The 13,112-nt window shown below is 61.6% G+C and carries 13 protein-coding genes and 2 pseudogenes; 11 read left to right on the top strand and 4 right to left on the bottom strand.

The genetic code is table 11. The features are described 5' to 3' along the window. Positions 1 to 124: pseudogene (locus BM004_RS41230) on the bottom strand (IS5/IS1182 family transposase); the annotation flags it as partial. 984 nt (positions 125 to 1,108) lie between these two features. Further along, positions 1,109 to 2,059, bottom strand: coding sequence for a LysR substrate-binding domain-containing protein (locus BM004_RS39990; RefSeq protein WP_093222425.1), 951 nt, complete (start codon positions 2,057 to 2,059; stop codon positions 1,109 to 1,111). Positions 2,060 to 2,197: 138 nt separating this feature from the next. Here BM004_RS39990 and BM004_RS39985 point away from each other — a divergent pair, with 138 nt between their 5' ends. From BM004_RS39985 to BM004_RS39935, 11 genes are all read left to right on the top strand, one after another. Further along, positions 2,198 to 2,968 (top strand): 3-ketoacyl-ACP reductase, encoded by a 771-nt coding sequence (locus tag BM004_RS39985; protein ID WP_093222423.1) that lies wholly within the window; start codon positions 2,198 to 2,200, stop codon positions 2,966 to 2,968. 10 nt (positions 2,969 to 2,978) lie between these two features. Further along, on the top strand, positions 2,979 to 3,359 hold the full coding sequence (locus BM004_RS39980; RefSeq protein ID WP_093222420.1) for a tautomerase family protein: 381 nt from the start codon (positions 2,979 to 2,981) through the stop codon (positions 3,357 to 3,359). Between the two features lie 35 nt (positions 3,360 to 3,394). Further along, entirely contained in the window at positions 3,395 to 4,378 is a 984-nt protein-coding gene (locus BM004_RS39975) for a Bug family tripartite tricarboxylate transporter substrate binding protein (RefSeq protein WP_093222418.1), read from the top strand. A 20-nt stretch (positions 4,379 to 4,398) separates the two neighbouring features. After that, entirely contained in the window at positions 4,399 to 5,262 is an 864-nt protein-coding gene (locus BM004_RS39970) for an alpha/beta fold hydrolase (protein ID WP_177206794.1), read from the top strand. A 51-nt stretch (positions 5,263 to 5,313) separates the two neighbouring features. Continuing rightward, positions 5,314 to 6,060: an SDR family NAD(P)-dependent oxidoreductase gene (locus tag BM004_RS39965; RefSeq protein ID WP_093222412.1), complete on the top strand. Its 747-nt coding sequence runs from the start codon at positions 5,314 to 5,316 to the stop codon at positions 6,058 to 6,060. Between the two features lie 44 nt (positions 6,061 to 6,104). Continuing rightward, positions 6,105 to 7,007, top strand: coding sequence for a DMT family transporter (locus tag BM004_RS39960; RefSeq protein ID WP_218152789.1), 903 nt, complete (start codon positions 6,105 to 6,107; stop codon positions 7,005 to 7,007). Next, complete coding sequence (locus BM004_RS39955; RefSeq protein ID WP_093222410.1) at positions 7,004 to 7,912, top strand: alpha/beta fold hydrolase; 909 nt, start codon at positions 7,004 to 7,006, stop codon at positions 7,910 to 7,912. Before BM004_RS39960 ends, BM004_RS39955 begins: the two co-directional genes overlap by 4 nt. A gap of 688 nt (positions 7,913 to 8,600) precedes the next feature. Next, entirely contained in the window at positions 8,601 to 9,206 is a 606-nt protein-coding gene (locus BM004_RS39950) for a TetR/AcrR family transcriptional regulator (protein WP_093222407.1), read from the top strand. Between the two features lie 105 nt (positions 9,207 to 9,311). Then, a complete protein-coding gene (locus tag BM004_RS39945) occupies positions 9,312 to 9,992 on the top strand; it encodes a type 1 glutamine amidotransferase domain-containing protein (protein ID WP_093222404.1) in 681 nt (226 codons plus the stop codon). Between the two features lie 53 nt (positions 9,993 to 10,045). Further along, a complete protein-coding gene (locus BM004_RS39940; protein WP_093222401.1) occupies positions 10,046 to 10,807 on the top strand; it encodes an alpha/beta fold hydrolase in 762 nt (253 codons plus the stop codon). Positions 10,808 to 10,834: 27 nt separating this feature from the next. Further along, positions 10,835 to 11,182: a GlcG/HbpS family heme-binding protein gene (locus BM004_RS39935; RefSeq protein WP_093222400.1), complete on the top strand. Its 348-nt coding sequence runs from the start codon at positions 10,835 to 10,837 to the stop codon at positions 11,180 to 11,182. Positions 11,183 to 11,993: 811 nt separating this feature from the next. Here BM004_RS39935 and BM004_RS39930 read toward each other — a convergent pair. Both BM004_RS39930 and BM004_RS41225 read right to left on the bottom strand, forming a co-directional pair. Beyond that, entirely contained in the window at positions 11,994 to 12,398 is a 405-nt protein-coding gene (locus BM004_RS39930) for a hypothetical protein (protein ID WP_093222398.1), read from the bottom strand. A 567-nt stretch (positions 12,399 to 12,965) separates the two neighbouring features. Then, positions 12,966 to 13,112, bottom strand: a pseudogene (locus BM004_RS41225) (IS3 family transposase); the annotation flags it as partial.

Below are 13,112 nucleotides of genomic sequence, written 5' to 3'. Positions count from 1 at the left end.
CCATCTTGAGCAGCGCTTCGTTGACCATGGCCCGGATCGGGCGCAGCGGATGATCTGCAGGCACGAAGTCCTCCAGGCGGCGCATCGTGAACAGGCTCTCGGTGAAGGTGTCGGCTCCGCGCATCGTCCTGGGATCTTGTTTGCAACTGTCGGGGGATCAACTTCCAACGCTTGCGCAGCATCGCGCGCTGACTGGTGAGAAGTATTTCAGCAGCCTGCCATGTGCACAAGTCCTCACATACCCATTAGTGGCGAGCGGCAAGTATGCGCGTCGCTCCCAGCCAGTTTGCTTTGGTGGGAGCGGGCCAAGATTTACTTCAAATCGGCAGCTCCGTGCGATTCATTTGATGCACGCTCATAGATGTCATTCAATGCGTCGCGTGCGTTAATTAGCACCGCATCGGCCTTACCACTCCCACCGGCGTTAACTCTCTGACATCAGCATAGGGATCTTGGGCGAATATCAGGCGTGCGATCTGATCGTCTTCCACTAGGAAGCTTTTCCAATTCGAAGACGTCCACTGGCGGAAAGATGCTGTGGTTGCTCCATTGCTTGTCTTCCGCCAGCCGAGAAGCGCTCGACTCAGGACCTCCAAAGAGGGCGGCGTCGAGCGCCTCGCGCGCTGGTGCACCAATAGCGAAAGTGGCCATACATCCACACACCGCCGTGGTTTGCGGTCAACGCGTACTCGACGGCAAAGCGTAAAGGATCACCAATCACAGACATCATTGACCTCTCAGGATGCTGCAGGCACCTGCGACTGTGGCACGGTCCCGCTGAAGTGCGTCATGCCAGCGCCATCCGAGGAGCATCTGTGCCAGCCTCCTTGGCCTTGTCCGTACCAGGTACCTATGCTTCCACGCGTCGCGTCTCTGTACACAGATGCCGCGTCCAAAGGCTCTGGAATCTTTCTTGGGCTGAACAAAGGACTCGTTGGATTGCGCGCGGGCTTGGCTTGAAACTCCGGTCGAACACGTGAAGACATCGTCTCGGGCGAGTATGGGCTTCCCGGCAATATTGACAATGGAGCGCGCTTGGTTTGATTCTGTAGCGACGACTTTGGTTGCACGCCTAAAACCACAGGGCTTCAGCAAAAGACCCGCACGCTCATGGCAGCTTCTTGAAATCTTCTCTTAGCAGCTGAGCCAAATGTTCGACCGAGGACAGGTTGGGTTTGCCAACCTTTCGGAAAATTCCAACCGGCTCATCCGTCCCGGCCGCATCGACACTCAGCTGTACCAGTGAACCTTGGCTGAAATCCTCCTCGACCGCGTAACGTGGAGCAATCCAAACCGCATCGGATCGAAGGACCATCGCGCGGGCAAGAGTGAAATCAGACGTCTCGACGATGCGGGCAGGCGCGGCGAGCGCGCGCGCGGCGAACAGCGTGTCGGCGCGCTGGCGAGGAACGGTGCCGGGTGGATGAAGGATCACGGTTTGATCCAGCAGCGTCTGCAGCGGTGGCGTGCTACCGCAAAAGGCATGGCCTGGCCGGACCGCCCAGGCCAGGGTCTCGATGCCAAGCAATTCGAAGCTCAGCCCCTGCATCAACTTGGGGTCGCTCATCCGACCCAGTACTACATCGAGCGACCCGGCCCTCAGCGCATCCATGAGCGACAGGTTGGAACCCGTCTCGACTGTGACCTGCAACGCTGGCCGCTGCTCCAGCAGCCGCGACAGCGATCTGGGCATGGCCCCCGCACACAGGCAGGTCAAGACGCCGAGCCGCAAGCTGTCGGCCGCGCTGGGAGAAGACGTCGACAGCGCTTCGCCGCCAGCACCTACGGCGTCAAGGACCGCAATGGAATGCGACAGCAGGCGCTCCCCGGCATCCGTGAGCCCCAGCATGCCGCGCCGACCTTCGATGGTCCGGCGAATCAGCTGGCTCTTGGCCATTTCCTCGAGCTCGCCCAGGGTCTTTGAGACGGCGGGCTGGCTGAGCGAAAGGCGGCTGGCGGCGCGGCCCAGGTGGCGCTCCTGCGCCACGGCGACAAAACACCGCAGGTGCCGCAGTTGCACGGCGCGGCTGAAGGCGCTGGAGTTGGCGGGTGACGACATGATCTATTACCAAGAGAAATTGATTGGCCTACCAACATTCACTATACATCATGGATCAAGCTTTATACAGTCACGTTTCTTCTCGGCGAGAAACACCACCTTTCAAGAGTAAGCCAATAAAAGAAACGTGAAGTAGACATGGATCACCCAAGAGCAGTTGCATTGATTACCGGCGCGAGGCGCGGTATTGGAAGAGGTATTGCCTATGCATTGGCCGAGGCGGGTTTCGATCTGCTTTTGAATGACATCGAAAACGATGCTGCATTGCAGGAAACGTTGAATGGCGTCAAGCACCGGGGACGAGAGGCCAAGGTGGTCATTGCCGATATTTCGGACATCGGCGGATTGGAATCCCTTGCAAACCAGGCATGGTCTGCATTCGGTCGAATTGATCACCTCATCAACAACGCTGGCGTCTCCGTGCAGAACCGAGGTGATCTTCTGGACGTGGCCATCGAAAGTTACAACCAAAATCTGGACATCAATTTGCGAGGCCCCTTTTTCTTGACGCAGCACATTGCAAGGCGCATGTTGCGAGCTTCATCAAATTCGTACCGTTCAGTCGTCTTCATTTCGTCCATCAGCGCCGCGACCGCGAGCCTATCGCGGGGCGAGTATTGCCTGTCGAAAGCCGGCGTATCGATGGCCGCTAAGCTTTATGCCCTGCGTCTGGCGGAAGCCGGCATCGGGGTCCATGAAGTGCGCCCCGGAATTATTCGCACGGACATGACGGCCATTTCCGCTTCCGTGTTCGACGAAAAGATTGCCAACGGCATCAGTCCCCTGCGCCGTTGGGGAACGCCCGAAGACATCGGGCGGGCAGTCGCAGCCCTGTGCGTTGGGACCTTTTCGTTTTCTACAGGCGGCGCCTTCGAGGTCGGTGGCGGCATTCATCTCAAATCTCTATAAGGAGTCATGCATGCCCATCGTGACGGTGACTGCACAAGGTCAAAAAACGCCCCAATTCAAGGATTCGATATTCAACGCCATCCAAAAATCGATGGCGGAGATCGGCGTCCCCGAGGCGAATAAATTCCACCGCTTTATCGAGCTTTCCAAGGAGGACTTCAGGTTCGGCGCCGAATTTCCGGACGCCCGTCGACCGCGCGGCGACGATTTCGTACTCGTCGAGATTGTCTGGTCGACGGGGCGCCATGTTCTCCAGAAGAAAAAGATGCTCGAGAAGCTGGCAGGCCTCTTGGAGTCAGCAGGCATGGACCCTGAAAAAATGATGGTTTATTTCCAGGAAACCGCTTGGGAAAACTGGGCCTGTGCCGGAGGCCGCCTGACTTACGCATGAAATAGCCCATTGCTTTAGAAGAAAGAGAGACAAATATGAAAAATATCGTCAGTGCCGTCGCCTTGGCTGCCGCAACTTCCCTTCTGGTCGTGTCGCAGCATGCGGCGGCCCAGTTTCAACCCACCCGGCCGGTCCGGATCACTGTTCCTTTTTCGGCGGGCAGCGGCCCGGACGCTGCCATTCGCGCTGTGGCGCTAGGCCTTTCACAAAAATGGAAACAGCCTGTCGTTATCGACAATCGGCCAGGGGGCAACGGGTTCATTGGCATCAACCTTTTCAAGAACCTGACACCTGACGGTCACGAATTGTTCGACGCCGATGGCGGCCACGTCGCCGTTCACCCGCACACATTCAGCAAACTCCCCTATGACCCGGTGAAGGATCTGGAGCCGGTTCGTTTCCTGTTGCTGTCGAAATACTTCGTCGCGGTGCCCGCCAACAGCCGCTTCAGGACGGTCGACGATATCGTCCGGGCCGCGAAGGAGAAACCCGAAGGGGTGACTTATGGCTCGTTCTTCATCGGCAGCCCGCCGCACCTGGGCGGCTTGCAACTCGAGTCGCTGACGGGCGCAAAAATGCTGCACGTTCCCTATAAGGACACGGTGCAGCTCTATACCGCGGTCGCCAACGGCGAGGTCGACTGGGCATTGGGCAGCTTGGCCAGCGCTGGCCCTCTGGAAAAATCGGGAAAACTGAAGTTCATCACGGTTGCAGCCGCGAAGCGTTTTGCGCTGTATCCGGCTGTTCCGGCGAGCTCCGAATCGTCCACGGCCAAGAGTTTCAGCGTCACGGGCTGGAACGGACTCTTCGCACCACGGGGCACCCCCAAGCGTATTCGCGACCAGATTGCCAACGATGTCTCTGAAGTCCTGGCGTCGCCGCAGATCGTCGAACGGTACAGGAACTTCGGCTACGAAGATGTTCCGCTTCAGACGGACGGGTTCGCGCAGTTCATCGTCAAGGAGTCGGCGGACTGGAAAAAAGTGGTGCAGGCAGCCGGGCTCAAGCTGGACCAATGACGCCTCGATGCCCGAATCACATGAGCAATCGACACGAAACTAAGGGCGCCTCCGCGGCCGGATTTGACGCGGATGATTGGAGCGAGTGCGGAGACGGCGCGGGCGGGCAACACGGCACCGGACGAAAGCCCACCGTCATCATGATTGAAGGCGCCTGGCACTGGGCCGGCTGCTTTCAGAAGGTGGCCAACCTGCTGGCGCTGAGAGGGTACCCAGTGTTGCTGCCCGACCTCAAGTCTCACGGCTACAGCGATGCCACCTATGACCAAGTGAGCTGCATGGCGGACTACGTGGCGCCGGTTGCCGCGCTGCTCGAGAAGGCGCAAGAGCCGGTGGTGCTGCTGGGGCACAGCATGGGCGGCGCGACCCTGACTAGTCTCGGCGAGCTGTATCCCCACAAGATCCGACGACTCATCTATCTGGCGGCCTACATGACGCCCAACGGGAAGACGGTCAATGACTATGTTTCGTCGCCGGCGTACGCCACGGATCCATCGGCGGCAGAGCTCTTCCAGGTTCTCTCTCCATCGGCCGACGGCAAGGGACTGACGCTCGATACAACCAAGCCGGCGCTGATCAAGGCGGCCTTCTATGGAGACTGCAGCGAGCATGATGTTGCGTTGGCAGCCGCAAATGTCATCCCGACGACGTCCAACGTCCCGGGCAATTTCGTGCCCACCGGCACGGCGTCGCGGTATGGCTCGCTGCCACGCACCTACATCGAATGCACGGCCGACCGCGCCATTCCCATCACGCAGCAGCGGCAAATGCAGGCCGATGTTCCGGGCGCGACGGTCATGACCCTCGATGCGAGCCACTCCCCGTTTTTCTCGCAACCCGAGCGGTTGGCCGAGATGGTCGCAGCGGCTTTGGAAGCCTCCTGACGCCTCGCGACTGCGAAATTCCTGACCATCGATTTATTACTTTCCACTCGCATGAATCCTCCCACAAGCCTTCAGAACCAGATCGCCGTAGTCACCGGCGGCGCACGTGGTATCGGTCTTGCAATTTCGCAGCGCCTGAGCCGCGAAGGCTGCCGTGTCGTCATCTGGGACCGTGACACCAGCGCATTCGATGCGACAGCAGCTGGTTTCTCGCCCCTGCTGCTGCAGCAGGTCGACATCACCGACCTGGGTGCCGTCGAGCGGGCTGCAAAAGACTTGGTGGCGACGGCCGGACGCATCGAGGTACTGGTCAACAACGCTGGCATCAACGGCCCGATCGCACCGAGCTGGGAATATCCCATCGACGCTTGGCACAGCGTGCTGGCGGTCGACCTCACCGGCACCTTTCATGTCTGCCGGGCGGTCATTCCTCAGATGCGAACCCAAGGGTACGGCCGCATCATCAACATCGCGTCGATTGTCGGCAAGGAAGGCAATGCAAACAGCAGCGCGTATTCGGCTGCCAAAGGCGGCGTGATCGCATTCACCAAGGCCATCGCCAAGGAATTGGCGGGCTCGGGCGTCTTGGCCAATTGCGTTGCGCCGGCCATCACCGAGACCGATTTGCTGCTGGAAATGACACCTGAATATGTCGAGTTCATCAAGGCAAAAATTCCGCTCGGTCGATTCGGTCACGTCGATGAAATTGCCGCAATGACCGCTTGGATTGCCAAGCCGGAATGCAGTTTCACCACCGGTTTCGTCTTCGATGTCTCCGGCGGCCGCGCAACCTACTGAGGACGGCGTACACATGGCGTCCGGTGCAGATCCGCGGGCCGCGAATGATGTCCTTGCTTGAAACGTTCGCCGCCCTGCTGGTGCCTATATTTTGGGGGCTGCAATTCGTGACCGCCAAGGTGGGCGTGGCGGCCTTTCCGCCGCTGCTCTTCGGTGGCTTGCGTTTTGCGGCGGTCGCGTTGCTGTTGCTGCCCTTCGGGGGCAAACCTTCGCTGCGCGAGGTGAAGGCCGCCGCGCTGATCTCGTTGTTCTTGGGCGGGTTGGCGTTCGGCCTGTACTTTCCCGGCCTGCAGCGCGGGTCGGCCAGTCTTTCTGCCGTGGTCGTTCAGTTGCTGACGCCTTTCACCGTGCTGCTGGCCTGGCCGGTGGCCGGCGAGCGGCCGAACGCCCGGGTGATGCTCGGGATCTGCACGGCATTCGCGGGCGTCGGCTTGTCGCTGCTTCGCCCCGGACACGCCATGCCAATGGTGGCGGTGCTGCTGGTCATGGGCAGTGCGGCTGCGCAGGGCCTGGGCACCGTGCTCGTCAAGCGCTTGGGGCCGTTTCCCCCCATGCGCCTACTGGGCTGGATGGCGCTGTTCGCGGCACCCCAGTTGCTGGCGGCCTCGTTGCTGCTCGAGCAGGGTCAGGTAGCTGCCTTGCGCCAGGCTCCCACCATGGCTTGGTTGTCGCTGGCCTACGCGAGCGTGTTCGGAACGATCGTGGCATTCGGCTTATGGTTTTGGCTGATTGCACGCTGCTCGCTGACACGCGTGGCCCCGTTCGCGCTGTTGCAGACCGTCGTCGCCATTGTTGCCAGCGTGGTGCTGCTCGGCGAGCCGGTGACCGTTCCGCTGGTGGCCGGCGCCTTGGTCTGCATGGCCGGGGTGGCGCTGACCCAATCGAACACCGGCGCGGTCGACCGCCCGGTGCCCTTGCCCACTCCTGATGTCCACGAGGCCCGATGAAGTCCGCCGCACGCTACGCGCCCTCTTTCTTCCCAGGATTCCGCGCCTTGGACGTCGAGACCGGCGGCGTCCGGTTTGCCGGCGTCGTAGGCGGCGAAGGCCCGCCTCTACTGCTGCTGCACGGTTACCCGCAGACCCACATCGCATGGCGCCGCATTGCGCCGGTATTGGCGCAGCGACACACGGTTGTCCTTCCTGACCTGCCCGGCTACGGCGCCAGCCGGACGACAGACATGGCCTCGCCCTGGACCAAGCGGCGCGTGGGCCAAGCCATGGTGGCCCTGATGACCCGACTGGGCCACCCGCGTTTCGCCGTCATCGGCCATGACCGGGGTGCCCGGGCGGGCTATCGGCTGGCGCTCGACCATCCGGACCGGGTCCCGGCCCTTGTATCGCTAACCGTCATACCTACCAGCGATGCCATGGCGGCAGTCGATTTCCGGTACGCGACGCGTACCTTCCACTGGTTCCTCTTTGCGCAGGAGGCGGACCTTCCGGAGCGCCTCCTCGCGGCCGATCCGGATGCCTTCATCGAACACGCGCTGTCAGGCATGACCGGTGGCCGGGCCGTCGTCGAACCGGCGGCCATGGAGGCCTACCGAGCCGCGTTTCGTGATCCGACGGTGCGCCACGCCATCTGCGAAGACTATCGCGCCGCCATGGGCGAAGACCTGCTGCTGGACGAGGCCGACCTGGCTGCGGGCCGTCTGATGCCGTGTCCGGTGCTGGTGCTGTGGCCAGAGGCGGAGCACCTGCCCGGACGGCCGAACCCCGTCGACATCTGGCGCCGCTGGGCGACGGACGTCGAGGGTAGGTCGACGTCTGGCGGCCACCTGCAGCCCGAGGATGCTCCCGGGGAGGTGCTGGCCGCACTGCAGCCGTTCCTGTACTCGCATGGGTGGTAATTCCACGATGTCTTAGCTGAGCCGCGGCTTTAGCTATGACAGTCCCTCGCTCGACGGCATGCACGCCAGCGCAGATGCCAATGTCGTGACTCCCACCCAATAAGGACCGCTGCGCGTCGGGGTACACGTTGGCGCTTGCCACCGAACAGGCGCAGGCACTACTCAACGACCGCTGGGCACTTCAGCAAGGCCTCGAGGACAGCGACGCAGGGCGCGAGCTGAAGACAAGCCAGACCGTCGAACGCCTCAGTGCGCGGCCGCGGATCGGCCGGAAGGCCGTCGGGAAGAAGGGGCTGCCCAGAGCATGAGAAAGCTCTAAAGAAAGTCCCCGCGCTTGGCGCGCCTTGCTCAGGCGCGCGACAGTAAAAGATGCACCGGCGCACCGTCGGTCCGGTTCAACTAGAACAATTGGCAGTGGGCCTCGCGCGTGGAACCGCGTTTTCGACGGCTATTGCCCCAGGCCGCCCTGCGCGCGACCTCAAGCCCGTGACATAGACCAAAGCAGGGTCCTTTGGTGAGCGCGTCAAGAAGATCCTTCAGCAATGTCCCACAAACTGCCCGGTGCGTACGCGCATCTCAGCGGATGACCGTTGAGGGCCCTGTCTCTATCCCCTGAACGACACGACACCTAAAAGAAAAGTGCGCGGCTCGCTAGACGACCAGTCTATTCATGCGCTAAACTTGCGCCATGCTCAAAGCAAACGCCTCCGAATCCAATCCTGTCAGGGACAGCATCCTTGCAGCGGGCCAACGGATGATGGCGGCCAGAGGGTTCACCGCGGTTGGCCTGAACGACATCCTTACGTCCTCGGGCGTTCCGAAAGGCTCGTTCTATCACTACTTCAGCTCGAAGGAAGCGTATGGCGAGGCCATGCTCAACAGCTACTTCGATGAATACCTCGCGGAGATCGACAAGACGCTCGCGCCGTCGGAACAGACCATGGCGCAGCGCGTGATGAACTATTTTGCCGACTGGCGTGACACGCAGTCTTTCATGGATTGCCAGGGCAAATGCTTGGCCGTGAAGCTGGGTGCTGAAGTCGCCGACTTGTCAGAATCGATGCGTCTGGCCCTGAAGAAGGGAACCGCCGGAATCACCGGTCGGCTCGCGAAAGCACTGGAAGTCGGTGTGGCCGAAGGCTCACTCACCATCGAGGAGTCGCCGGAGGAAACCTCGGAGAGTCTCTATCAGCTTTGGCTGGGCGCCAGCGTGATGGTCAAGATCGTGCGCCATCGCGACCCCTTTGAAGCAGCCTTGAAAACCACTCGCCAAATTCTGCACCTGTCCCCCTGAAAACGGGACTGGTCCCGATGCACTTCTGTTGAAGTGTTTTTTTGTGCCAGGCTATTAGTAGACTGGTCTATTTTAATAGTAAGCAAGCTTTTTTGGAGAAACAACATGAAGATTCTGATGGTCCTCACCTCCCATGACGAACTCGGCAACACCGGCCGCAAGACCGGTTTCTGGCTCGAAGAACTGGCGGCCCCGTACTACGCGTTCCAGGCGGCCGGCGCGCAGATCGTGCTGGCTTCGCCCAACGGCGGCCAACCGCCGCTGGATCCGAAGAGCAACGAGCCGTCATTCAAGACCGACCTGACGCGACGCTTCGAAGCCGACGCGCAAGCAACGGCGCAACTCGCCAACACAGTGCGCCTTGACAGCGTCTCGCAAGGCGACTTCGACACGGTCTTCTATCCGGGCGGTCACGGTCCGCTCTGGGATCTGGCTGAGGACAAGCATTCGATCACGTTGATCGAATCGTTCATCGCCGCCGGGAAGTACGTGGCCCTCGTGTGCCACGCGCCCGGTGTGCTCCGCCATGTGAAGCGCTACGACGGCAAGCCACTCGTCGAAGGCAAGAACGTGACGGGATTCACCAACACCGAGGAGGACGCGGTGGGCCTGACGAATGTCGTGCCCTTTCTCGTCGAAGACGAGCTCAAAGCCAAGGGCGGCCTGTATTCCAAGGGTGCGGACTGGGCGTCCTATGTCGTCGCAGACGGCCTGCTTATCACCGGGCAGAACCCCGGCTCCTCGGCCGAGGCCGCCGAGTTGCTGCTGAGCAAGCTCGCACGCTGAGCCCTGAATCCATCCCGGTTTCCACCCCGTTTCACATCCCCTGGAGATTTCTCATGAAGATTCGCAACCTGCTTTCATCCGTCGCACTCGCCACCTCATCCATGCTCAGCGGCAATGCCTTTGCCGCCGACCTCCCGTCGGTCGTTCTCGTGCACGGTGCTTTCGCCGACGGCTCAGACTGGGCCAAGGTCATTCCGCTGCTTCAGGCCAAGGGGATTCACGTGACGGCGGTGCAGAACGGCCTCGAGTCGCTCGCCGGCGACGTCGCGGCCACCCGCCGCGCCATCGAGAACCAGAAAGGGAAGGTCGTGCTGGTGGGCCACTCGTGGGCTGGTACCGTGATCACCGAGGCGGGCGAGGACGATAAGGTGGCTGGCCTGGTCTATGTCGCTGCCTTCGCGCCGGATGCGAACCAGTCGTCCGCCGAACTGGGCAAGGACTACCCGCCATCGCCGGGCGTCAAGCGACTTGTGGCCGATGCCAAGGGCTGGCTGACATTGCCACCCCAAGCCGTCGCTGAAGACTTCGCCCCGGACGTGCCGCGTGCGCAGGCCGCGGTCATGGCCGTCACCCAAGGCCCGCTTCAAGCCAAGGCACTCGAAGACAAGACCTCCGTGGCCGCTTGGAAGACGCGTCCCTCGTGGTACATCGTCAGCGCCAACGACCGCATCATCTCGCCGGACCTCGAGCGGGCCATGGCAAAGAAGATCGGTGCGACCACGACGACACTGCCCACGAGCCACGTGCCGCAGCAGTCTCGTCCCAAGGATGTCGCAGCCGTCATCATCGCCGCGGTCAACGCGAGCGCGAAGTGAGTTGGTGCGCAGTCAAGACGACACCATATGCCCGAGCCCATCGCTACCCTCACGCTTGCCGATGCGAAGGCAATGATCCTGGCCGCAGAGGCGAGAGCCTCGCGCCTCTGCGTTGCGTATTCGATCGCCGTGGTGGACAGCGGCGGCCACCTGCTGCACTTTTCTCGAGGCGACGTCTGCGCACCGCTGGCGGTCGACAAGGCGCACACCGCGGCGATGTTCGGCCCTTCCACAGATGCGCTCGCTCGCCTGGCACAACCCGGCGCCGAGCTGTACGGCATCAAGCATGCGCTCAGTGGCCGCGCCATCGTGTTCGGGGGTGGCCTTCCGGTCCTTGCGAACGGCACCGTGATCGGCGCGGAATCGCGGCCCTGATCTCGCCCGTCATCGACTGAACCCAACTTCACCGAGAACGAACCGACATCATGTCCTCCGGCACGACCCACACTCTCTCGGCGCCAGCATTCGGTCGGGACACGGCGCCCCCGCAGGCTGCGCCTGCTGCAACGGCACCGTCGGCTCCTTCGACCATGACGCTCGCAGCTGCCATTGCGTGCATCGCATTGGTGGCTGCAGGCCCAAATCGACGCGGGCAGCCGTGCTGCTGCATCCTTCGCGACAGATGGAGGCTAGGAACTGCCCCCTGTTCGATCGAATAAAACGCCAAGGAGTCGATGGAAATGCGACCGGGATCTGTCGGGTGGAGATGGTCAGATCCCCACCCGAGCCTTGGCTGCGTCGCACGCGAGAGCTCCCCTTTTTCTGCCCAACTTGGTCGAATGCATCGCATGCATACGCCTTGCCAACTTCGATGGATTCTGAAGCCACTTCAAGAGCGCGGCCGCGACGCCGCTTGCCGTGCCGAAGGCGGTGAACGCACCAGCCTTGTAGCATCTTGCACGGTCTGGCGGGGCTGTCGTCGAGTTCGGGGGGCGTCCTGGTGTCGTCTGGCATGGCAGCTGCTTCAAAAGTGACGGCCCTTTTGTTTCGGTCCGAAATCAACCAGCATCAGTCAACACACCAGCCTCGGCCCTGTGCGACGTACGGTAAATGTGCGTAGGCCAACATCAACAGAGATTGGTCGCATGGCCTCATGCGCGCTGAAACGGCGCAAGCGGATGACCAGATCCTTTGGGTGCGTCACCGCAGCACTGCGCGAGCATCCCTATCCGGTCGCGGGCTGACCTCACAGATCTTCGATGACCAGCGTGCGGTAGCGCTGCGCCATGGCATACGGCACCGTTCGCACCACCTCCATCAACCGCTCGGCGGTCTCGCTGTCGTGTGTTTTCACGAGCAGGGCCGCATGACCATCCAGTGCAAGCTTGGTGTAGGCGCGCACGGTGGCACCCTCGGTGCCCGCCGAAGGCAACGGATCGTCAGCTTGTTCTACTGTGGGCGCGATCTGAGAGAGGATCGTCTTCGGAGGCAGGAAAAAAATGTCCTCTGTACCCATGCCGTCGCGGATCAGGCGCTGGCCCACTAGGAGTGCGTCCGCTTCCTTGGGAAAAAGCACCATGGCGTAACCGGTGGGGTAGAACGCGCCGCCGATGGTTGCACGCATGCTCGGGTCGAGACTGAAGGGTTGCATTGCGCTTCCTTGGTTTGCAAAACTGGACCATAGACGCTGCAAACAGCCTGGTGTGTAGGAGGAGCGCGAACAGCTAAAGGCCGCTGGACTTGCCGAGCTTGAGCAGCCGAGCGCCCGAGACTCCAGCGACTGGCATGGCGTTGTTCACAGGCCGACGGTCTCGCCGGGAAACCCGCAGATGGAATGGAGCTCGCACCGTCGACGAAGCGCACAAGCGAACTCAGCGTGCGCCAACGGCAACGAATGAGGCGAACGGGCTTTCGCCCCTTGCAACGACGGTTGCACATCGGCCGGTACCGGGCACCGCATGGCACATGGGCAGCGGCCGTTTTGCACGGTAGAGACCGGATGGCGCTGGGGGAGCGCGGAACTCAAGAAACTCCAAAGCAATGGCCAGCACTGCGGCTTGGCCATCGCGGCCCTCCGCTTGCCCCAACGCATTCGAAAGAGGGCCGTGCGTATTGGGGCGCATCCAGATGCTGAGTTGGTCAACATAATGCTGGATGCGGACATCGAGACGGTCGCCGACGGCGACGCCCGGCCTATCGTCCACTCAGATCGCGGCGCCCACGGCGAGCCGCCATCAGAGTGACAAATCAAACTGCCGTCGCGTTCAGGTTGACGGTCGTACAGCGCTTGCTCCAAAGCATCGAGCACGAAGTCCGTGCGCATCGAGCTGCTGACCCGCCAGCCCACGATGCGCCGGGCGAACAC

The organism is Variovorax sp. OK212, from assembly GCF_900112425.1.
Classification (GTDB): Bacteria; Pseudomonadota; Gammaproteobacteria; order Burkholderiales; family Burkholderiaceae_C; genus Variovorax.
Note: the sequence above shows the minus strand (reverse complement) of the source record. Positions and strands in the feature narration are given on the sequence as shown.

Excerpts from the sequence above, each read along its gene's own strand:
- BM004_RS39950 (WP_093222407.1), top strand. The coding sequence starts at position 8,601 with ATGCTCAAAGCAAACGCCTCCGAATCCAATCCTGTCAGGGACAGCATC.
- BM004_RS39945 (WP_093222404.1), top strand. The coding sequence starts at position 9,312 with ATGAAGATTCTGATGGTCCTCACCTCCCATGACGAACTCGGCAACACC.
- BM004_RS39990 (WP_093222425.1), bottom strand. The coding sequence starts at position 2,059 with ATGTCGTCACCCGCCAACTCCAGCGCCTTCAGCCGCGCCGTGCAACTG.
- BM004_RS39935 (WP_093222400.1), top strand. The coding sequence starts at position 10,835 with ATGCCCGAGCCCATCGCTACCCTCACGCTTGCCGATGCGAAGGCAATG.
- BM004_RS39970 (WP_177206794.1), top strand. The coding sequence starts at position 4,399 with ATGAGCAATCGACACGAAACTAAGGGCGCCTCCGCGGCCGGATTTGAC.
- BM004_RS39940 (WP_093222401.1), top strand. The coding sequence starts at position 10,046 with ATGAAGATTCGCAACCTGCTTTCATCCGTCGCACTCGCCACCTCATCC.
- BM004_RS39960 (WP_218152789.1), top strand. The coding sequence starts at position 6,105 with ATGATGTCCTTGCTTGAAACGTTCGCCGCCCTGCTGGTGCCTATATTT.
- BM004_RS39975 (WP_093222418.1), top strand. The coding sequence starts at position 3,395 with ATGAAAAATATCGTCAGTGCCGTCGCCTTGGCTGCCGCAACTTCCCTT.
- BM004_RS39955 (WP_093222410.1), top strand. The coding sequence starts at position 7,004 with ATGAAGTCCGCCGCACGCTACGCGCCCTCTTTCTTCCCAGGATTCCGC.
- BM004_RS39930 (WP_093222398.1), bottom strand. The coding sequence starts at position 12,398 with ATGCAACCCTTCAGTCTCGACCCGAGCATGCGTGCAACCATCGGCGGC.
- BM004_RS39965 (WP_093222412.1), top strand. The coding sequence starts at position 5,314 with ATGAATCCTCCCACAAGCCTTCAGAACCAGATCGCCGTAGTCACCGGC.
- BM004_RS39985 (WP_093222423.1), top strand. The coding sequence starts at position 2,198 with ATGGATCACCCAAGAGCAGTTGCATTGATTACCGGCGCGAGGCGCGGT.
- BM004_RS39980 (WP_093222420.1), top strand. The coding sequence starts at position 2,979 with ATGCCCATCGTGACGGTGACTGCACAAGGTCAAAAAACGCCCCAATTC.